Annotated in this window: 21 protein-coding genes; 12 read left to right on the top strand and 9 right to left on the bottom strand. The window is 65.0% G+C overall.

The features are described 5' to 3' along the window. Positions 1-37 precede the first annotated feature (37 nt). The 6 genes from ACFXNW_RS23650 to ACFXNW_RS23625 all read left to right on the top strand — a co-directional run bounded on the left by ACFXNW_RS23650 (position 38) and on the right by ACFXNW_RS23625 (position 5,805). Entirely contained in the window at positions 38-874 is an 837-nt protein-coding gene (locus tag ACFXNW_RS23650; protein WP_379419946.1) for an SDR family NAD(P)-dependent oxidoreductase, read from the top strand. 26 nt (positions 875-900) lie between these two features. Further along, complete coding sequence (locus ACFXNW_RS23645; protein WP_379419945.1) at positions 901-1,824, top strand: ferritin-like domain-containing protein; 924 nt, start codon at positions 901-903, stop codon at positions 1,822-1,824. Continuing rightward, positions 1,821-2,408: an NAD(P)/FAD-dependent oxidoreductase gene (locus ACFXNW_RS23640; protein WP_379419944.1), complete on the top strand. Its 588-nt coding sequence runs from the start codon at positions 1,821-1,823 to the stop codon at positions 2,406-2,408. Before ACFXNW_RS23645 ends, ACFXNW_RS23640 begins: the two co-directional genes overlap by 4 nt. Next, on the top strand, positions 2,405-3,889 hold the full coding sequence (locus ACFXNW_RS23635; protein WP_379419943.1) for a flavin-containing monooxygenase: 1,485 nt from the start codon (positions 2,405-2,407) through the stop codon (positions 3,887-3,889). Before ACFXNW_RS23640 ends, ACFXNW_RS23635 begins: the two co-directional genes overlap by 4 nt. A gap of 219 nt (positions 3,890-4,108) precedes the next feature. Further along, complete coding sequence (locus ACFXNW_RS23630) at positions 4,109-4,642, top strand: hypothetical protein (protein ID WP_379419942.1); 534 nt, start codon at positions 4,109-4,111, stop codon at positions 4,640-4,642. 209 nt (positions 4,643-4,851) lie between these two features. Then, a complete protein-coding gene (locus ACFXNW_RS23625) occupies positions 4,852-5,805 on the top strand; it encodes a DNA polymerase domain-containing protein (RefSeq protein ID WP_379419941.1) in 954 nt (317 codons plus the stop codon). Positions 5,806-6,239: 434 nt separating this feature from the next. Here ACFXNW_RS23625 and ACFXNW_RS23620 read toward each other — a convergent pair whose 3' ends face one another. Together ACFXNW_RS23620 and ACFXNW_RS23615 are read right to left on the bottom strand one after the other, a co-directional pair. Further along, the gene (locus ACFXNW_RS23620) at positions 6,240-7,124 is read right to left on the bottom strand and encodes a phosphotransferase enzyme family protein (protein WP_379419940.1); all 885 of its coding nucleotides are present in this window, start codon (positions 7,122-7,124) and stop codon (positions 6,240-6,242) included. Further along, the gene (locus ACFXNW_RS23615) at positions 7,121-8,518 is read right to left on the bottom strand and encodes an XRE family transcriptional regulator (RefSeq protein ID WP_379419939.1); all 1,398 of its coding nucleotides are present in this window, start codon (positions 8,516-8,518) and stop codon (positions 7,121-7,123) included. Before ACFXNW_RS23615 ends, ACFXNW_RS23620 begins: the two co-directional genes overlap by 4 nt. A gap of 189 nt (positions 8,519-8,707) precedes the next feature. Between ACFXNW_RS23615 and ACFXNW_RS23610 the strand changes: the two genes are divergently transcribed. From ACFXNW_RS23610 to ACFXNW_RS23600, 3 genes are read left to right on the top strand one after another with little or no spacing between them, the layout of a single operon-like run. Further along, on the top strand, positions 8,708-9,373 hold the full coding sequence (locus tag ACFXNW_RS23610) for a hypothetical protein (protein ID WP_379419938.1): 666 nt from the start codon (positions 8,708-8,710) through the stop codon (positions 9,371-9,373). Beyond that, a complete protein-coding gene (locus ACFXNW_RS23605) occupies positions 9,370-10,512 on the top strand; it encodes a radical SAM protein (protein ID WP_379419937.1) in 1,143 nt (380 codons plus the stop codon). Before ACFXNW_RS23610 ends, ACFXNW_RS23605 begins: the two co-directional genes overlap by 4 nt. Before the next feature lie 9 nt (positions 10,513-10,521). Continuing rightward, positions 10,522-11,175, top strand: a complete 654-nt coding sequence (locus tag ACFXNW_RS23600) for a hypothetical protein (RefSeq protein WP_379419936.1) — start codon at positions 10,522-10,524, stop codon at positions 11,173-11,175. A 59-nt stretch (positions 11,176-11,234) separates the two neighbouring features. Here the strand turns inward: ACFXNW_RS23600 and ACFXNW_RS23595 are convergent, their stop codons facing one another. After that, positions 11,235-11,672 (bottom strand): NUDIX domain-containing protein, encoded by a 438-nt coding sequence (locus ACFXNW_RS23595; protein WP_379420099.1) that lies wholly within the window; start codon positions 11,670-11,672, stop codon positions 11,235-11,237. 322 nt (positions 11,673-11,994) lie between these two features. Between ACFXNW_RS23595 and ACFXNW_RS23590 the strand changes: the two genes are divergently transcribed. Next, the gene (locus tag ACFXNW_RS23590; RefSeq protein WP_379419935.1) at positions 11,995-12,204 is read left to right on the top strand and encodes a hypothetical protein; all 210 of its coding nucleotides are present in this window, start codon (positions 11,995-11,997) and stop codon (positions 12,202-12,204) included. A 222-nt stretch (positions 12,205-12,426) separates the two neighbouring features. On the opposite strand, the gene ACFXNW_RS23585 is transcribed toward ACFXNW_RS23590, so the two are convergent. The 3 genes from ACFXNW_RS23585 to ACFXNW_RS23575 all read right to left on the bottom strand — a co-directional run bounded on the left by ACFXNW_RS23585 (position 12,427) and on the right by ACFXNW_RS23575 (position 15,302). Further along, entirely contained in the window at positions 12,427-13,788 is a 1,362-nt protein-coding gene (locus tag ACFXNW_RS23585) for a DUF5933 domain-containing protein (RefSeq protein ID WP_379419933.1), read from the bottom strand. 170 nt (positions 13,789-13,958) lie between these two features. Then, positions 13,959-14,549: a hypothetical protein gene (locus ACFXNW_RS23580; RefSeq protein ID WP_379419932.1), complete on the bottom strand. Its 591-nt coding sequence runs from the start codon at positions 14,547-14,549 to the stop codon at positions 13,959-13,961. Between the two features lie 285 nt (positions 14,550-14,834). Next, positions 14,835-15,302, bottom strand: coding sequence for an NUDIX hydrolase (locus tag ACFXNW_RS23575; RefSeq protein WP_379419931.1), 468 nt, complete (start codon positions 15,300-15,302; stop codon positions 14,835-14,837). Between the two features lie 31 nt (positions 15,303-15,333). Here ACFXNW_RS23575 and ACFXNW_RS23570 point away from each other — a divergent pair, with 31 nt between their 5' ends. Next, positions 15,334-15,456 carry a recombinase family protein gene (locus ACFXNW_RS23570; protein ID WP_379419930.1) on the top strand — a complete coding sequence of 41 codons (123 nt, stop codon included), beginning with the start codon at positions 15,334-15,336 and terminating at the stop codon, positions 15,454-15,456. A gap of 102 nt (positions 15,457-15,558) precedes the next feature. On the opposite strand, the gene ACFXNW_RS23565 is transcribed toward ACFXNW_RS23570, so the two are convergent. The 3 genes from ACFXNW_RS23565 to ACFXNW_RS23555 form a co-directional block, all read right to left on the bottom strand. After that, positions 15,559-16,461, bottom strand: a complete 903-nt coding sequence (locus ACFXNW_RS23565; RefSeq protein WP_379419929.1) for an MFS transporter — start codon at positions 16,459-16,461, stop codon at positions 15,559-15,561. Between the two features lie 117 nt (positions 16,462-16,578). Beyond that, the gene (locus ACFXNW_RS23560; protein ID WP_379419928.1) at positions 16,579-17,661 is read right to left on the bottom strand and encodes an acyl-CoA dehydrogenase family protein; all 1,083 of its coding nucleotides are present in this window, start codon (positions 17,659-17,661) and stop codon (positions 16,579-16,581) included. Positions 17,662-17,677: 16 nt separating this feature from the next. Further along, positions 17,678-18,859 carry an acyl-CoA dehydrogenase family protein gene (locus tag ACFXNW_RS23555; RefSeq protein ID WP_379419927.1) on the bottom strand — a complete coding sequence of 394 codons (1,182 nt, stop codon included), beginning with the start codon at positions 18,857-18,859 and terminating at the stop codon, positions 17,678-17,680. Positions 18,860-19,550: 691 nt separating this feature from the next. Between ACFXNW_RS23555 and ACFXNW_RS23550 the strand changes: the two genes are divergently transcribed. Next, positions 19,551-20,249, top strand: coding sequence for a hypothetical protein (locus tag ACFXNW_RS23550; protein WP_379419926.1), 699 nt, complete (start codon positions 19,551-19,553; stop codon positions 20,247-20,249). Positions 20,250-20,427 lie beyond the last annotated feature (178 nt).

The raw sequence follows: 20,427 nt of genomic DNA, 5'->3' as shown, positions 1-20,427 counted from the left end.
CCAATTCGAGCCTCGCCGGGTCGACCCGGGAGTTGCCATGCGACTGTTTCCCTTCGGCGGAGACCGCCGGACCGCGAACGCCGACGCCGTGGTGACCGGCGCGGGCAGCGGCATCGGGCGGTCGTTCGCCATCGAACTCGGCAGGCGCGGCGGCCGCGTCGTCTGTTCCGACATCGACCACGACCGTGCAGCGGACACCGCCGGATTGGTCGAGGCCGCCGGCGGGAAGGCGATCAGCACAGACTGTGATGTCACCGCGATCGGCGAGGTCGACCGGCTGGCGGCCACCGCGCAGGACTGGTTCGCCGGTGCACCCACCCTCGTCGTCAACAATGCGGGCATCGGGGCCGGGGGACCCGTGGTCGGCGAGTTCGCCCTCGACGACTGGCACCGCACCCTCGACGTCAATCTGTGGGGTGTCATCCACGGCTGTCACGTCTTCGCGCCGATTCTGCGGACGGCCGGGCGCGGGGCGATCGTGAATGTCGCCTCGGCGGCCGCATTCGGCGCCGCGCCGCGGATGGCCGCATACAACGTCAGCAAGGCAGGCGTGCTGGCACTGTCGGAGACACTGTCCGCCGAGCTGGCGGGCACCGGAGTCGGCGTCACCGTGCTGTGCCCGACCGGTGTCAAAACCAACATCATGCAAGCGGATTCACCGATGGACGAGACCGCCGAGCGGTTCGGCGGATTGCTCCTGCGCTGGACCGGTCGCGCACCGGCGACCATCGCCCGCACCACCCTCGACGCCGTCGACCACGGCGAGCTGTACGTGGTCCCGCAGCTGGAGGCCAAGATGCTGTGGCAGGCCAAACGGTGGATGCCCGCGACCTACACCCGTTCGGCCGGCCTGCTGCAGCGGGTCGTGCGCTGATCCACCACGTCGAAGGAGTTCGAACAATGACGTTCGCCTATCCCGATATGCTCGCCACCATCCGCGCCAAGCAGTGGGCGCTGGCCGATATCGACTGGGACGCACCGGGTGCCGACACGATCACCGACGAGCAGCGACCGCGGCTGGCCACCTTCATGGCCGATCTCGTATGGATCGAGCATGTGGGAGCCCGCGGCTTCGCCGCACTCGTGCACCAGGCGCCACCGGGACCACTGCGGGAGATCTACCGGTACTTCCACGCCGAGGAGCAGAAGCACGCCAATGCCGAACTGGCGCTGATGCGCAGGTGGGGGATGCTCGACGGTGACGCGATGCCGTTGCCCAACAAGAACATCCGCCTGGTCATCAGCTGGCTCGACCGCTACGCCGATCAGCTGTCGCTGCCGGTGCTCGGCACCGTCATCCCTTCGCTGGAGACCGCGCTCGATGGCGCGCTGGTGAAGTTCCTGCTGGACGAGGTCGAGGACCCGGTGTGTCACGAGGTGTTCCGGCACATCAACAGTGACGAATCCCGGCACTTGGCCGTCGGTTTCCAGGTTCTCGAACAGCTCGGCGCCGGGCCGCTGCGCCGGATCGCCATCGAGACAGCCGGTTTCGCGGTGCGGCCGTCGTTCGTGCTCGGCGCGCTGCTGTACGCGCCGCTGCTGTCGCGGATGTCGACCAACATCATCGCCCTCGGGCTCGACGAGGAGAAGCTGTGGCAGGCGGTGCGCCGCTACGAGAACGTCGGCGAGCGTAGCCCGTCGATTCGGCGGATGCCGCTGTATCACGTGGTGAAGATGCACGGTAAGGCCACGATCCATCGCCGTCAGCCGTTCCAGCTGCTGGCCGATGTGTCCAATGCGTGTATCGACCGGTTCCCTGTCCGCGTGCTCGGCCGCAAGCCATCCTGGTCGGACGAGCTGACCTATGAGCCGGTCGCGAAATGACCGCGCCCCGGTTCGCGGAGACTTTTACCGGCCCTCAGCTGAGCTGCACGGCTTTCGTCCCGCGCAACCAGTTCACCGACCGGCGGGTTGCGATCATCGGCACCGGTGCGGCGGCGGCGCGGCTACTGCCGGGAATCGCTGCGGAGGCCGCGCGGGTGACGGTTTTCCAGGCCGATGCGGTGTGGATTCTGCCGCGGGCGCCGATGCCGGGTGCGGCGGTGCTGCGGCGAGCCCCCGATTGGGTCGTGCGGCTGATCGCGCACGTTAATCTGCGTGTTCAGGTGCATGATTCGTGGATGCGGGACCGGCTCACGCCCGATGACACCGCAGGCGTCGCGGTGCACAACAGCTACTACCGCACACTGCGGCAACCGCACTGCACCCTGGTGACCTGGCCGGTTGCGCGGTTGGTGCCGCTGGGTGTGCGCACGGTCGACGGGATCGAACACCGGGTCGACACCATCGTCTACGCCGAGGACGCCGGACATGTCGTGCGAATGGTCGCCCGGTCGGGCCGCACGCACAACCCGCCCGAACTCGCCACCGCCGCTGACATTCGCACTCGGCCGAAGGAGATTGCATGACCACCAACGGAATCGACCACGAGATCATTATCGTCGGCGCCGGGTTCTCCGGGATCGGTGCGGCGATCGCGTTGCGCAACGCCGGATTCGACGACTTCCTGATCGTCGACGACGCCGACGGTGTCGGTGGAACCTGGCATTGGAACACCTATCCTGGTGTCGCCGTCGATATTCCGTCGTTCAGCTATCAGTTCTCCTTCGAACAGCGCACCGATTGGTCGCGGGTCTACGCGCCGGGGCGCGAACTCAAGGCCTACGCCGAATCGTGTGTCGACAAGTACGAGCTGCGGCCGCGTATTCGCTTCGGCACCACCGTATCCGGCGCGGACTTCGACGAGGACGCCCATCGCTGGGTCCTGCACACCGAGGACGCAGGCGATCTCACGGCGCGTTTCGTGATCAGCGCGACCGGCGTGCTCACCCGTCCCAAGCTCCCTGATATCCCCGGGATCGACAGTTTCGCCGGCGTCACGATGCACACCTCGCGCTGGGACCACCGCCATGATCTGCGGGGTAAGCGGGTCGCGATCATCGGTACCGGTGCGTCGGCCGTCCAAGTGATTCCCGAGATCGCACCGCAGGTAACGCATCTGACGGTGTTCCAGCGCACGCCGATCTGGTGCCTGCCCCGCCCCGATATGCCGCTGCCGCTCCCCATGCGCCTGGCGATGAAAGTTCCAGGTGGGCGCACGCTGACCCGGCTGGTGAGCCAAACCTACGTCGAGTTCACTTTCCCCCTCGCCGCCCACTATTACCGTTCCCTGCCGACCGCCGCGCTCGGCGAACGCGCAGGGCTGGCCCACCTCCGTCGACAGGTGAAAGACCCGGTCGTACGGGAGGCGCTGACCCCGAAATACGCGCTCGGCTGCAAACGGCCCAGCTTCTCCAACGACTACCTGTCGACCTTCAACCGCTCCAACGTCACGCTGGAAACCACGGCGATCAGCGCGATCACACCCACCGGTGTGCGCACCGACACAGGTGCCGAACACGCCGCCGACGTACTTATCCTCGCCACCGGCTTCAAAGTGATGGAATCGGGCAACATGCCCACCTACGACCTGCACGGCGTCGCCGGCCGCAACCTGGAGACCTGGTGGGATGAGAACCGCCTGCAGGCCTACGAGGGCGTGAGTGTCCCCGGCTTCCCCAACTTCTTCTCCATCATCGGCCCCTACGGCTACAACGGCGCGTCCTACTTCACCCTGATCGAGAACCAGACCCGCCACATCCTTCGTTGCCTGCACCACGCCCGCACCACCGACTCCGACCGCATCGAGGTCACCGAAGAAGCCAACGACCGATACTTCCGCGAAATGCTCGCCCGCCGCGGCGGCCAGGTGTTCTGGCAGGACAGCTGCGCGAGCGCGAACAGTTACTACTTCGACAAGCACGGCGACGTCCCGCTTCGCCCCGCGTCTACCGTCGAAGCGGCGTGGCGCAGCGGGCACTTCCCGCTGGCCGATTACGTTTTCACCTGACCGGTGCGCGCCGGTTCGAACCCTGCGGCCTTCAGCCGAGCTGCGGCGGGCGGGCCATCGACCGAGGAGAGAAATGCGCAAGACCATCATGCGGGCGGTCATATCTGGCGGTGCCGCATTCCCATCGGGTATGTCCGGGTAATGGAAGCTGCCGATAGCCGGCTATCTGGACTCGCACTCGCACTTCTACCCGCGTTCCCCGCACCTCTCGCTGCCGATGTGTGGGTCATCGCGCAGATACTGCCACCTGCACACCTCGAACCTGCGGGGTCCTTTGCCGTCCGGGTCGAGGGCGAGGACCTCACCATCCCTTACCGTCTGTACAACGCTGAACTAGCCGAGGATGTCTTCGGACGGCTTTCTGCGAGGCAAACCAAGATCCTGCACTGTCTCTACACCCGCCACCACGACGGGCGCGTTCGTCAACACCACCTCAACCGGATCATCGAAGCCACCGACCCGTGGATCGTCCCCTACGTTGTCCAACTCGTCGGCGAATACGTGCTCGACATCGTCATCAGCATTCAGCAGAGACTCACCGCCCTCGACGAACCCGGCACACCCCACCGCCTGGCCTACGGGCGGTTTTGCGTTGCCAACACCGAGTTCCTCCATCTGACCAGCCAACGTGTCTCCAGCTACTGGGACTGCTATTACCGAGACCGTTACCTGCGCCGTGACTACCCGGGCCGCCTGTTGATCGACTCTCTGCAGGACGCCGCAGCCGCCTACCGCAGTGGTTCAGCAATGTAGCTGGGCGGCCAGAGTCGACCGCAATGGCTGGACGCCGCCGCCCGATGAACGAAGTCACGGAATCACCTTTCCGATGATGACCTGCCCGACAACTGTGCTCAGAATCTGCCGATGATGTCGTCGGCGAAGCGATCGGCTCGGTCTCACTCGGCTCGGCATTGTGGAAAACACCGATTGACGGGCGCCCGGTGGCGGGGGAGTGTGGAGCGATGTCGGGAGACGGGTTGCGTCACGGTGTCGAACTGTCCAATCTCGATCAGCCCTTGTTCGACCGGGCCGAGGCGACCAAGGCGGATCTGGTGAACTACCTGGAGTTCGCCGGCGAGCGGTTGCTTCGGGTACTTCGCGGACGGCCACTGTCGGTGGTGCGGGTTCGGCCGGGGCAGGAGCCGTTCACACAGAAAAATCTCCCGAAGTACACGCCGGAGTGGGTGGCGAGGACGACGGTATGGGCGCAGAGTTCGCGGCGGGAGATCAGCTACGCGCTGTGCGACGACCTGCGCACGTTGATCTGGTTCGCCAATCAGCGCGCGGTCGAATATCACCCGACCCTGTTCCACGCGGATTCCGCACCCGAACCCACCCATCTCGTGCTCGATCTCGATCCCTCGCCGGGCCAGAGCTTTGCCGACGCGGTGGCCGGTGCACGGCTGATCCGGGAGGCGCTGGCCGCCGATGGGCTGGCGGGGGCGGTGAAGACGAGCGGTTCCAGAGGGCTGCACGTCTTCGTGCCGGTCGTGGCGGGTATCGACGTCGAGGATGCCGCCGCGGCCACGCGGGCGATCGCGGCCCGCGCCGAACGGATCGATCCCTCGGTCGGCACGACCGCTTTTATCCGCGAAGACCGGCAGGGCAAGGTTTTCCTCGATGCCACCCGCGCGGGCGGCGCCACCGTGGCCGCGGCCTACAGCCCGCGCATCCGGCCGGGCGCCACCGTGTCCTTTCCGCTGCGCTGGTCGGATCTAGACGGCGTATCACCGGCAGATTTCACGCTGCGGACCGTGCCCGAGCTGATCGGCGACAACGATCCCTGGCAGTCGGAAATGCCTGCCCTGCAAGAACTTCCCCGAGACTTGATCGAGGAGGGTCACACGATTCCGGTGGCCCGGGTGCAGGCCATGCACGAAGGAAAGCGCCGAGCGCGGGCCCGACGAGAAGAATGACCGCGTACGCCGGCTCGGTTGTTGAAACTGACCTCGGATGCAATTAACGCCGTAGGGTGAAAGCCAGGCCTTCCGCGAACACAGTCGAGATCTCAATAGGCGATCTTGATCCGCAAGATCGACGCTCAGGGTTGTACAACGACAAGTCTGGAGGCGACTGCTGGCTTTGGTCGCGCCCCGACGGCCGGAATAGTACACAGTTCGAATACTTTTGCTCCGCCAGTGACCGCCCCTTCCTATAGGGCGTCCTTGGCCGGGGCTGCGGGAACTTTGCGGTCGCCCGCCCATCAGGCACCGTAAGAGCGTCGATGCGTGCAGAACCAGCTCCTTCAGCGCTCGGGCTCGAGAAGCTGGTGAAGTTCGCGCCCGAGCATGGCTTGGTCAGGGCAATGCAAACATCGAGCGCTCCGACGTTCGCCTAGACCAAGTTTCGGCTAGGGGATGGGTTCCCAACCGGCCCACGGACGCGGGCCGCGACGGCCACGTAGGCAATCAATGCGCAGTTGCGCCTGATTGACATGAGTGGGATTGGAGGCGGCAGCCTGTGCGGCCATGCAGGTCATCCGCATCTCACGGATGTCTCGGAGCAGTGGGAACCCGGTCCAGTCGGTGACATCAAAGCCGTAAGCCTGCTCGAAGCGGGTGTATCGCTCTCGGGTGATCCAGCCGAACGAGGTGTGTTTGATGGCTGTCGAGACCAAGTCCCATTCGGGCGCGCCGATGGATGTGCGTTCTAGATCGAGGAATAGCGTCGTGCCGTCGTTAGTGGTGACGACATTGCCTTCCCAGGCGTCGCCGTGGATCGGGCCCCAGGATAGTCCGTCAGGCTGTTCGGCCCAGTTTTCTCGCAGTGTGTCGAGGTGCTGGCGTAGCCACTGGCCGTCGTGGTCGGCCACGGTGGAGGCGGCGTCGATGCGTTTGTCGAGTCGGACGAATGGGTCCAGTGCGGAGAGGAACGGCGGTGATTCGAGGGCGTGGAGTCTGCGCAGGGCGAGTGCGATTTCTGTTGCGGTGCCGCCGCGGTGTTCGGATAGCTCCTTCCAGAAGGTCACCGGCCGATCCTCGATCATGACGAACGGGGTCGCGATGTCTGCCGGTTCGACGGCTGGCACGTTCGAGTCTCGGAGCCAGTCGGCGATGAGTAGCTCGCGTTCAGCGGCGCCCCGCTGGCCGGGCTTCGCGATGCGTATGACGATTCGCGAATTCGGAAGTCGGTAGATCGCGTTCTCGGCTACCTTGATCGGCTCCAGGTCAGGCGCCGTCAATCCGGCGGCCGTGCAGGCAGCGCAGGCGATGGCGTCGAGGTCCTGGCTGCTCACCGGTTCGCTGCCTGCGGGAGGTTCACTCCAGCACGGCGCGCGAATGAGCGCAGCTCGTGGAGATCCTCGGCCGCGCGCATGGATTTGAGGGTCGATGCGCGTGCGACTGCACGGGCGCCGATAGCGGCCGCTTCTTCGGGGTCGGCAGTCTTCATCGTGAGGGAGGCGAGTTTGATCGTCGAGATCGTGCGAGAGCGTTCGGCGGAGGCGGTGTGGCCTGTGACGGCGGTTTCTAATCTCTTTCGTGCCTCGCCACCGAACTTTCCGCGTACGGCGATGTCGAATAATGCGTGCCCGGTGTCGCCTGCGTGCTGGGCGGCGTCGTAGTAGGCCATCCAGGATGGGTCCTCGCAGGGTGTTGCGCGACCGAATTGTTCGTCAGCGCGCCCGACTGCAGCGACAACCGCCTCCACGTCACCGAGCTTGCCGTAGGCGCGGGCCTGTGTGGTGTAGAGCATTGCCCGCTCGGTGGGGGTGAGCCGGTCCGAATAGAGGAACGCCCGGTCTGCGAGGCGAAGCCCTTCCTTCGGCTTGCCGGTCCAGATTGTGTGGCGTGCCATCGAGGAGAGAACCTTCGCGCGCAGGTGCCACGCATCGGCCTCCTCGGCGCATTTCAATGCCAAAGAGAACATCTCGGTGGCGTCATGGTGCACGCAGGCATCGAATGCCATGAACCCTGCTGTGTGACTGAGCGACCCCACCGCCAGGTATAGCTCGTCGCGGTGCCGTGGCGCGCATCCTGCGCGCAGATACGACGTGGCGACGCGCAGCTGGGCCGCGACAACGTCGCGGACCAATCCACCGCCGTACCTCGCATCCCAGCCGGCAAAGAGGCTCGATGCCGCACGCAGCTGTTCGATCTCCACTGGGCCGACGCGTGTGGGTATCTCAGTGAGTCGAGTGTCGTTCAGCAGTTGCTGGAGACCGTGCGGCGCGGCGACTGCTGTCGCCGTGACCGCTGCTGCCGCGGCCCGCAGGAATTCGTTGCGGTTCACTTCGTCGAGCGTAGACGCGACCGGCAACTTGAACCACAGCAGTTCGCCGGGGATTCGCATGATCGTCGCCCACCGGATCAATTTGGTCAGATGCTCGGGAGCTGGGCCTTTCTCGATTCGACTCAGCTGCGCCTGAGTCAGGTCGAGCCAATTGGCCAGCCGCTCCTGCGGTATCGGCCGACCATGGACTGGGTGGGTGCGGTAGGCGTAGATGACCCGCCCCATATGCCAGCTGGACAGTGCTGCGAGCATGTGCTCGCTCCACCAGAACTGGGCAGGCATCTCGACCGGCTCATCGGTGGGTGTCGTCGTACACGTCCCGCACCACATCCCCGGGTTATAGCGGCTGAGGTGGCCGCCGCAATGAGCGCAACGGCGCTCCTCGGTCGTGCGCGTCATCTTCCCCGCTCCAACGATGTCGCAACCATGAGTAGATCAGCTGACGCTATCACCCGGCGGCGATCGAAATATGCGTCTGACGTATGCCCGCAATGCATTTCGCGCGTGGCCACCCGCCCGGCACGACAGGGATGGTTATCGAATCCGCGTAGAAACTCTGAAAGGAGCGATATGGCGCTATCCATCCTGGTGCCCATTCTCGGGCCGCCGGCGGTCGGGAAGACGACGCTCACCCTCGCGCTCGAAGCCACACCGATGCGCCAGGTTTTCCGCCTGCGTGAGCATGTGCCTGTCGATATCCTCGCCGCCACGACATCAGCGGTCGATCGACTTGGCTGGATCGACGACAGCGTCATCGAGCCGACAGTCCGAAACTACCTCGAACGCGCCACTGAAGACCCGCTCGTCCATACCGTCCTCCTCGACAATTTCCCGGGCACGAGTAGGCAAGCCAGGATGCTGATCGACGCCCTTACCGACATCGCTCCGCAGTGCAAGCTCGAGCCGGTCGAGTTGGTACTAGATGAGCGCGCTCGCAAGAGTCGTGCCCGAAGGCGGCGCGTGTGCCACCACTGCGAGAAGGATCCGATTGATGATCCGCGAATTCCCGCCGTAGCGGCCGCGTCGAACTCGTGGAAATGCGGGCGCTGCGGAAGCCTCCTGCATCCGCGCCGCAGTGACGCACCGTCGCTGTTTGCCGCACGGAGTCGTCGACACGAGGACACCACCGGTGCGATCCGCGAAACGTTCGCTCAGGCCGGCTATCCGATAACCACTCTCGACGCCGACATCGCGCCGACCGTCATGGCCCGTCGGCTCGAGCCGATGCTGATCAGCAGGAGCCGCACCGCATGACCACCGTTCCTCTTCCCACGCCCTCGATCACACCCGACAGCTATGGCCACGCTCGAATGCCGCGCGCCCACATGGCTCCCGAACCGGAGCGCGTCGATCGAATCGCATACGGCCGCTTCCGAAACGTCTACCTCTACATCACCGAAGCCTGCCAACTCCGGTGTGAACACTGCTACATGGGCGAGCGGCTGGACCGCGCCCTGAAAATGACGCCCAAGCAGATCATCGAGACCCTCACGGTGTGGCGGAAGATGGGCGGCGACAAGCTCACCATCCTGGGCGGCGAACCCACACTCCACCCGTTCTACGCTCACTCCATCCGGGCTGCCCGGAAGATCGGCTACGACCACGTCATCACCACGACCAATGCCCAAAAGCCTGCCCGCCGAAAGTTCGCGCAGCTCGATCCGGCCGACTTCGCCTACATCCAAGTCAGTCTCGACGGCGGCAGCGCAGACACCCACGACGCGGTGCGCGGGGCAGGCACATTCGACATCGCGATGGAGACCAGTGCCGAACTGTGCGACCGCGGCTTCGACACCCGCATCATCTGCACAGTCAACAAGGCCAACGAGACCGACGCGCTGAACCTTCTCGGTATCGCCGATGAAATTGGTGCATCGTTGGTCAAGTTCCACGTGTTCAGCACGATCGGAACCGGCCACGGCAACCAGGACATGGCCATGACACCACCAGAATGGGTGAACTTCTGCACGCGCCTTGAAGCGATCGCCCCTGAGCACAAAACCAGAGTCTGGTTCCAGCCCACCTACGCTCGCCGTGACCAGATGGACCGCTACGCCGCGGAGGGCTACCAAGGCTGCATCGGTCGGACGCTGGACCGCATCAGCATCTTCCCCGACGGCCGCGCCTACGTCTGCTCCTACCTGTTCGACACCGACATGTACCTCGCGCGGATGCAGGGCAATCACGTCGTGCTCAACCGGGACACCACGGCCAACGAGTTCGACCTGTTCACCCTCCCACTCATCGACAACGCCTGCTCCGGATGTAACACGACGGCCTGCTTCGGCGGCTGCCCTGCCGAGAAGATCGTGATGGGAGCCAGCTCCTGCGCCGAGTACCCCGACATCGTGCCCGTCTGCCGCCTGTGGAAGTCCAGCGCCAAACCCGAATAGGAGCTCCCATTGATCACCTTCGAAACCCTGCGGGACCCCCTACGCAGCGTGGACTGGAACGACGTGGAAGCGGTCGATTCCGCGACGCGAAAGATCTTCGCCCACATGGCCGGCGGCCGATATCTGCTACGGCGCGGGTTGGTTGCGATCCGCCAAGACCCGCGGCTGATGGCACTGTGCGAGCACTACGACATCCTCGACAAGCTCGTCCTGTTCGACGACCCCGAATCGGGGATCCGGGTCAGGCTGCACATTTTCGGCCCCGGCTACCACGACCGACCCCACAACCATCGCTGGACCTACTCCAGCCACATCCTGCGCGGCGAATACCGACACCGGATCTATAGCCCCGTGGACCTTCACACCGACCTCGACCCCGCGACCCTGCACGCGATGCATGTCCGCCAGGAGCAGGTCGGCGTGAGCTACACCCTGCACCACAGCGCGATCCACGCAGTCGTCGCCGAGCCCGGAACCGTGTCAATCGTCGTGCGCGGCCCGGCGATGGCCGACCGATTCCTGGTCATGGACAACGCGACAGGGCAGGCATGGTGGCAGTACGGCGCCGCGCGGGAAACCCCCGAAGTCGCCTACCGCAAACGCATGACGCGGCAGCATTTCGAGGGGCTTGTCTCCTCGCTCACCGACTGGAACGTCATCTGAGCGAGGTCGTCGGCTGCGGGGTGCCACCGAGAGAGGCGATCGCACCCGCAGCCGAACCACTACCAGCCGTACACCGAGAACTTACGTTCTGCTGCGATGTGCCGCAACGCTTCTCGACAGTAGGGGATCGTCCGGTCTGGGAGCGTGTCAAGGGAGAACCAAGACAGGTCATCGCACTTGTCCGGCTCCATGTTCGACGGGCCGTCCTGCCATTCGCGGACCTCGAAGAAGAACGCCACCCGCCCGCCGGAAGACGAGTTGTGCATGACGTGCACGAACTCGATGTCGGAGTGGTCGATCGTCACCCCGATCTCTTCTTTCGCCTCCCGTGCGAGCGCGGCCACCAGGGATTCGCCGGCCTCGAGGTGCCCTGACGGCAAGTGGTAGGCGCCGTCCTCGTAGCCAGTATTCGCCCGCCGGCCGAATAGGACACGCCCCTGGTCATCAGTGAGCAGTAGGTGGACGTCCCCGATCAACATGTGTCGTGCCTCGGCCATCACCAACCCCGATCTCTCATACGTGCCCGACCTGAGCGACGCGACAAAGACCGTATGCCTACCGCCGCTGAACACCTATGCGTTCGACGTATACCGCCCAAACCGCCCACCGACGTTGGAGAAAACATGCAGGACCTACCCGAACGCCTGGCCGAGACCAAGCACTGCTATCCACCGCCACGAACGCCCGTTGAGCGGATATCCAGCGATCTGCTGGTTCGTGCAGCTGCGGCAATGCGCAAAGCATGGCCAGCGCTCGACGCCACGGCAGCGGCAGAAGAGACCGACTTCGGCTACCCACTCGACGAACAAGGAGGACAGCATGACACGCCCGTACGTTCCGCCTGAGGACTTCGAGGTCTCGCATGACGCGCCCCAACCTGGCAGCGGCTGGACCTGGGGCGAAGTCGAGTCGATGCTGTGGCTACACATCGAATGTCGCCGCAGCGGCTGTGCAATGCGGGCCGCCATGGTGAGGCTGCGGCGTGAGATGGAAGCCACCAGCACGTCGTTCACTCGTGTTTCGAGCTGAATGAAGTAGTCAACATTGCGATCCGAGACTGTAATCCACAATGCGTTCTGAAAGCAGAGCTGCCGACTGCGTTGGGCGAACACCCCAAATGATTCGCGATCCTCGGGGCGGGTGGCAAGCCCCCGAATGGCCGCAGCGCACCGTACTAAAGGTGCGGCCTATTCGAAGGGTTCACTCCCGAGCAGGTTGAGTCCTCGGCCCCGGCTGCAGTGGCTTCTCACTTCAGCGACGCTCGAGTTCGACCTGCTCGGCCTCGCGCGCAACGACTTCTGGACGTTGCGGAACGAACCATGTTCGGTAGAACACGACCGACAGTGCGGTGAGGATGCCGAGGATTGCGATACCGAAGGGGACCGGGTAGGTCGCCATCGGCATCGCGAAGTAGCGGATGCACAGCAGCACTCCCGCGAACGTGGCGATCCCCATCGCCACCACTCGCACGCGCGCACGGTCCCAGCCTCGGCCGGGGTCGCGCAGGGCGGACTCGATCGTCAGGCAGAATGCGGCGCCCGCGACGAGGTCGATGCCGTAGTGTGCCCCGAGACCGAGCGTCGCGATGAGGGTGCACACCAGCCAGAAAGCGCCACCCCAGCGCAACCAGACCGGTCCGCGTCTGGAGTGGATGAACAGCGCGAGTGCCCACGCCGTGTGCAGCGACGGCATACAGTTGCGCGGTGTGATGTCGTCGAAGGGCATCGATTCGACCGAGGCGGGGATTGCCGGAACGATGTTCGGCCAGACGTTGGCGAGTTCCATGCCTTGTCCCCACGGCCCGAACGCGAGCACGGGCCCCACCACTGGGAAGAGTACATAGAAGATCGGGCCGATAAGGCCGATTGCCAGGAAGGTGCGTACCAGGTGGTGCTGCGGCCACGAACCCGTGGTCACGTTGCGTAACTGCCAGATGGCGACGACGATGGCCGCCACCGGAAGCTCGAAGTACACCCAGCGCACCAGCCCAGTTGGTATCGGCCCGGCCAGGTCTAGCGCATGCCCGACGATCCACGACGGATTGCCGAGCGCTCGATCGGCCAGTTCCACGTACGGGTCCAGGACCTGCGGGCAGTACCAGGCCGTGATGTCCAGCCAGATTTCGCCGACCTTCGTCGCGAGGATGAGCAGCGCTCCGAGCGCGATCGTACGCAGTGCCGTTTGCCGTCGCGCACCGCTCCACCGCAGGGCGGCGATCACCGCCAGCGCCGTCAGCACGATGGTCGGTCCGTTGCCGACGGTGAACGGCCGGCCGTCGAAGGTCCGAACCGCCACGAAGATCAGATCTATGGCGACCGCGGCAGCAAGGGCGCTCACCCGTACCCGGGCGGTGACACCGATCAGTGCCAGGAGGAAGCCGGCCCACGGTGTCGTCGCCGACTTGGGTGTCCCGGCGTAGTCGCGAAAGAGGCTGGTCAATGGACCGAGAGCATGGATGTGAACGGCCATGAGCTGACCAGCGACAAGCACAAGCACCGCGGCGGCAATGCCGCCCCACACCACGAACGGCCGAAATCGACGCTCCCGGAGCCGTTCAACTCTGGCCGGCTCCGGGGGTGAGGTCGAACTGCCGTGCGTGTCGTGAATAAGCATTCGGATATCGTAAATACCCCGTGAACACGGCTTGACGGGGCACTTAACACAGACCGACGCCGGGCGATCGAGTGCGAAAACGCGTGGGCGCCATAAGGGAAGGCCGTTGCCCCGGCCGCATCCGGCCATTGTGGGCACGAAATCCCGCTCCCCTGCGGCATCGAACCGGGTCATCCGGTGCGGCGACGCCGGTAGTAGGCGAAGGTGACGGCGGCCAGTAGTGGGCCCCACAGCAGGAGCGGGGCATAGCAGAGGTAGTAGAAGGCCGTCTCCCAGCCGCCGGCTCGGGAGGGGAAGTCCGCGGGAACCGGGTCGCCGCGCAGGGTGACACCGGCGAATTCGGTGGCGAAGGCTGCGGTCCACATGATCGTCAGTATCACGGCGCCGAGAGCGGCAGGGACCACAGCGACCGGTGTCGGGATTCTTCGCCCGTGTAGCCATGGGAACCAGCGCGGGAACCGTTCACCCCAGGCCGCGACCAGTCCGACGGCGGTGAACGCCAGCAGTTCCGACACGATCGACAAGGCGATCACGTACAGCTCGCCGGGAATCCAGGTCGGGAGATCTCCGCGCTTGCCCGCGGCGTCGTCGTCGAGGAAGGCCACGCCGATCCGCCAGAGGCTGGACGGGAGCGCCGTCAACGGAACGGCGAGGGCAGCGATCATGGCCCACTGCGGAACTCCCGCCACCGGAGTATGAACGGTCCGCCACACGGTGCGCAGCCGCCCGGTGAGCACCGGCGGATCGGCCAGAGTGGTCATCGCCTCCCCTCCGTCACCGCGGTGACTATACGAACGTGCCGCGTGCGCAACCGGCACTCGGGCAGCCAGGCGTCGAACATGATGGCCTCCATTACGAAACTATTGCTTTCGTAATCATAGTTACATACACCTGGCCACTTCGCTCGGGCTGGCTGGCGGACGGTGTGCTGACCGTGGTGCATCGGGCCGAATCACCACAGGTCTTCCGCTACCCACTCATCCGCTCTGCAACTGCTGCTCGTTCGAGTTGCGACCGGGTGATAGCCGGGTGGCTGTCGGGAGCGTTCAGTGCTGGATCAAACCGCCGACCGGAGTGGGCATGACGTGACCGGTTGCCGGAAGGGTCTGTGCCAGAGCCAGGCCGTTATCGACAAGCGATGCGCGGCGCAGCGAAGCCACCTCGCCGATCGGGGTCCAGGTCGGCTCCACAGTTGCCCCATTCAGTTCGGCTCGAAGCCGGCCACCGGTAATGCGGACGCGGTAGAAGATTCCAACGTTCTGATGTTCGAGTCCCGCACGGGCTACGGCCGCGGGGATCACCCTCGAATCCACGCCGAGCAGGCGTTCGACAACCCCGTCGTAGCCGGTCTCTTCAGTGAGCTCCCGGGTCACCGCATCGTAGGGATCCTCCGCATGCTCGACCCCACCGCCTGGAAGTGTCCATGTGCGCTCGCCGCATGCGGCCACATGACGAGCGAGCAACACCCGGCCCTGTTCGAGGCAGACGGCGTAGGCCGCGATTCTGAAACTCACCCACTGAACCTTAATTCCGCCGTTCGAGCGGATGTTCTTCCAGATCCTCGGTTACAGCGCCGAATTCGAACACGCGCTGATGCCGGAACGCACCCGCGACGGACTGGCCGCCGACAGAGCCCGCGGCCGTACCGGCGGCAGACAAGATTCCTGAAATTCGGGTGGCCTCGTCCACCTCGCCTTTGCCGACCCGACGGTCATGGCTTGGTCCCGTTGAGCCCCGCCTCGCGGGAGGGCGAGGCGGGACTCGGTGGGTTCAGACGTGTGCCGGCGTCGGAGCGTGGTCGTCGTCGCGTGCGGCCGATTGTGGGATGAGGGCGGTGGCGACCAGGCCGAGTAGGACGAATCCTGCGGCGAGGTAGCCGCCGAGCTCGATACCGTCGGTCATGGCGAGTCGGCCGGCGTCGGCGATGGGCTGGGTCTGTGGCTGTGCCGCGTACCCTTCGATCGCGGCGCCCGCGCTGTCGGTGATCGTGTGGGCGTGCTGTTCGGCCTGGGTGGTGTCCATTCCGTCGGCGGTGAGGCGGTCGGTGACCTGCGATCCAAGCGTGGTGAAGAACACCGTGGTCAGGATCGCGATACCGAGGGCGGATCCGAGTTGGCGGAACGCGCTCTGGATGCCGGAGGCCTGTCCGTTGTCGTTGTCGGGGATGTCGGCGAGCACGACGTTGGTGACTTGTGCGGTCGCGACGCCGACGCCGATGCCGTAGAGGCACAGGATCAGTGCCAGTGACCACCACGAGTTCTCCGGTGAAGCGAACAGCGCGAGGGCGCCGAGGTCGACGACCTCGAAGGCCAGGCCGAGTCGGACCAGGTTCACCGGCGAGACATTCTTGTCGGCCAACCCGAAACTAGCGCCGGAAGCGATGAAGCTGCCGATGGCGATCGGCACCAGCGCCAGGCCGGACTGGACCGCGCTGTATCCGAGGGCGAACACCGCGACAGGCGTGTCGTAACCCTGCGCAGCAGCCCCGACATCCACGGCCTCGCCGATGAGTTCTTCCGTCCGCTCGGTGCGGAGGTCGCGGCGGTCATGGCCCGATACAGCCCCGAACAACTCGCCCAGTTCGAGGGATTCCTGACCGAGCTGACCGAAGCGATGAACAACCGCCTCGCCCAGCCACTTCCACCCCCACCCGACCGGAATCCCGTGGGCCACTGAGTATCACCCCGGTCGCGACCACCGGTTGCTGGGGAGCCGTAAGCCTGCAGAAGGTCGGTGTATCGCTCTCTGGTGACCCAGCCGAACGAGGTGTGTTTGATGTGCCGCAACCCGTTACGTACGCGTGGTCGAGGTGATAGCGCTTGCCAGTGTTCGCAGCTGCTCGGTGGCCGCCCCGAAGAGGAACTCCGTGCGTTTGGCGGCCAGGAAGTACCGGTGGACGGCGTACTCCAGAAAGATGCCGATGCTCGCATGTATGTGGATCATGGTGTGCGCCACCCTGTGGCCGGCCTCGGCCGCCCAGAACTTGGCGGTGGCGATCTCGGCCTCCGCCGGCAGTCCCTGTGCCTCACGCCAGGCTGCCTGCCAGAGCGTCAGGCGCACCGCTTCGACGTCCAGGTGGGCGTCGGCCAGGCGCTGCCGGACGGCCTGGAACGCGCCGATTGGCTTGTCGAACTGCTTTCGGGCGAGTGCGTATTCGGCAGTGAGTTCCAGCGCGCGCTCGACGACGCCGAGTTGGTAGGCGCAGGCGGCCACGGTCGCGCGGCGGTGTGCCCACTGCGCGCCACCGTCGCCCGGTGTGCCCAGCACATTCGCGGCTCCGACCAGCACCGCCCCGAGCTCGAGCAGCGCCGCGTCGGTGCCATCGACCACCTGCTGTTGGCTGGTGTGCAGTCCTTCGATGTCGCGGTCGAGCACGAGCATCAGCGGACCGTCGGTGGTGTGCGCCTCGATCAGGAATCCATCGGCGAAAGCCGCTGCGGGAACTGCACTGTGGCGACCACTGACCTGCCAGCCATAGGCGGTCCGCGTCGCGTTGAACCGATCGTCCTCGGTCGCCAGCGCCACTGCGAGGGTGGTCTTTCCCTGGGCGACCGGAGCCGCCCACCGTTGCCGCTGCGCGTCGTCGCCGAATGTGGCTATCATCGAGGCCGCCACCGCGACACTCGTCAGGTAGGGGACCGCCGCCGCGGTCCGGCCGATCTCGGTGAGCACGCTGCACTGTTCCAGCAACCCGAAGCCGCCGCCCACCGGAGCGGGCAGCGTCGCCTCGACGATTCCGGCCTGCACCATCGCCGACCACAACGCACGGTCGAATCCAGTGCCGTCCGGAGTGTTCTTGGCTGCCCAGTCGGTGAGCAGGGTGCGGGTGAGGCCGGACAGATCGTCCTGCGCCTCGGTGAAGGTGAAGTCCATGAGGGTTCCTTTGCGATCAGCGGGTGACGGGCAGGCCGAGGGCGGTTTTGGCGACGATGTCGCGCTGGACCTCGTTCGTACCGCCGCCGAAGGTCAGGATCAGCGACGAGCGGTGGAAGCGTTCGATTCGGCCTCGCAACAGTGCACCAGGCGAATCCTTGCGCACGACCGCTGCGGATCCCAGCACCTCCATCAGTAATCGGTACGCCTCGGTGGCCAATTCGGTGCCGAACACCTTGGTGGCCGAGGCGTCGGCGGGCCCGAGCTCACCGGAGTCCGAGGCCCAGGCGATGCGCCAGTTGCGCAGCTTGAGATATTCGATGTGGGCGTGTATGCGGGCCAGATGCAGTCGCACCCATTCGGCGTCGATCACCCGGGAGCCGTCGGCACGGGTGGTGTGCTCGGCCCAGTCCCATACCTGACGTAGCGATTCCTGCAGTGGCGCTGCGGAGGTAAGCGCGACCCGTTCATGGTTGAGCTGGTTGGTGATGAGCGGCCATCCGGCGTGGACTTCTCCGACGACGCTAGAGACGGGCACCCGGACGTCGGAGTAGAATGTCGCACTGGTGCCCGGCCCCGCCATGGTGCGAATCTTGCTCCAAGAGAAGCCGGCCGCCGTGGTGGGCACGATAAGGATGGACAGGCCGCGATGCCGGGATGCTTCCGGATCGGTGCGAGCCGCGAGCCATATGTAGTCGGCATACTCGATGAGGCTGGTCCACGCCTTCTCTCCGTTGATGACGTAATCACCGCCGTCGCGCACCGCCCGCGTTCGCAGCGCCGCCAGGTCGGTCCCCGCCTCCGGCTCGGAGTAGCCGATGGAGAAGTGCAGTTCGCCCTCGGCGATTCGCGGTAGAAAGAACGATTTCTGTTCCTGCGTACCGAATCTCATAATCGTGGGAGCGACGGTGTTCACAGTGAGGAACGGAAACGGGACTCCCGCGGCGGCCGCCTCGTCATTGAAGATCAGCTGGTCGATGGTCGGCCGATCCTGCCCGCCGAATTCCTTCGGCCAACCCAGAGTCAGCCATCCCTCGTGCCCGAGGGTGCGCACGACCTGTTTATAGGCATCAGGCGCGCCGTACTCGCCGCCCGGTCCGGCCAGCGCTTCCCGTACTTCGGGAGTCATGATCTTCGCAAAATATGCGCGAATCTGCTTGCGTAACTGTTGTTGTTCCTCGGTGAAATCTATGTGCATCGCGATCCCTCGACCTACTTGTGTCTCCTGGTTCGAAATTAGAACACGTTCCTTCGGTTCATAAAGCCGAGAGAGCGGCAGGAAAATGTCATCGGAATGCAACAACTTGCCAGATTCGCGCCCGCGCGGAGTGGCACGCCATCCGGCGGCTTCGCTCGGATCAATCCTGTGCACCCGGGTGGTTGCGACGATCAGGATGTTCCGTGATTCGGGCGGCTGTCGGCTGTGTCATCGACGGCTGCTGCGTGATTCGGTCCCGAACTGCGATTGCCGGGCGCGGGTCCGGCCGGCTGGGCGACCCGCTGGCGCAGCAGTGGGGCCGAGCCCTGGCCGGGCCGGTTGACCGGCTCGCACGCTCCTTGACTGCGCTGAGCTCCATCGAATTCGCGCTCGGCGGCATTCTCTTTGTCATGTTAGAACTTGTTCTATAGGGTGAAAAGGTCTTGTATTGAGGCAAGAACTTGTCGCCCGAATGGCAGTGAAGGGCCGGGCATGCCGGACAATTGCGGCGATTATCACGCCGTCGACACCGGCCGGGGTGAGGTGGCCGTACCGTCGTTCTCAGGAGAGACATCCGTAGGGAGGGGTAGTTGTGAACCATGATGTAACGGAGCCCATTCGGTCTGTGGGGTTAGGGCTTCCGGTGGACGGCCGGGCCGATGTCGGCGAACTGCTTGCGGAGTCGCGACGGTTGATCGATCGCGCAATCGACGAATCTCAGCGAGATCGCGGCGGTGCGGAAAACATGATCCACCTCCGTCCGGGCGATGGATGGGAACTAGAGTTACAGCAACTACTGCGCCGCGTCCGCAAGGAGGCGATGCTGGTGGTGTCCAGCCCGCTGCGCATCCAGCCGCACTACCAGGCGAGCCGGGTGCTGGTCGCGGATCTTCTCGCCACCGGCCGTCAGGTCAGGTTGCTGTATTCACGAAGCTACGTGGAAACCCGTGATCCAGCGTTATTGCTGGAGCATCCACAGATTCATGCGCAGACCAGGGTTGTCGACGCGGATTTTTACAATATGGCCATCATCGACACACAGATCGCGGCGGTGTGGGGAGGCATGAGCGAGCAGCGTCCGCACGGATTCGTGGTGCGGGATCCGATATTGCTTCGAGTAATTCGTCAGTTTGCCAGAACCCTGTGGGGATCGGCGTGTGATCTGTCGGTTCACCTCGGTTTCGAGCTGACCGAGTTCGACGAAACGGCATTGGCCGTTCTGGAGGCCCTCAATCATGGCCTGAAGGACGAGGTTGCCGCGAGGCGACTCTCGGTCTCGTTACGGACCTATCGCAGGTATGTCGCCGACATGATGGCCCGCCTCGGCGTCACGACCAGATTTCAGCTCGGGTCGCGGGCCGCGGAACTCGGTCTGCTCGAGTCCTCCTGACGATCGCGGGGCTGCGCCGTGCGGTCGATTCGATACCGCGCCGTTCCCGAACGACGGACGGGAGTGCGGTTGCCGCGGCGATGGCCCCGCTTCCGCCGCGCCAGACGCCGCATTCGACGTCGCCTCCAGGGACCGATTCCGGCCGGGCGGTGCTCCGGTTAGCAGGAAGATGTCGCCG

This window comes from Nocardia sp. NPDC059180 (assembly GCF_042754945.1).
GTDB lineage: Bacteria > Actinomycetota > Actinomycetes > Mycobacteriales > Mycobacteriaceae > Nocardia.
The sequence above is the reverse complement of the archived record's forward strand: the minus strand, read 5'-3'. Positions and strand labels throughout refer to the sequence as shown.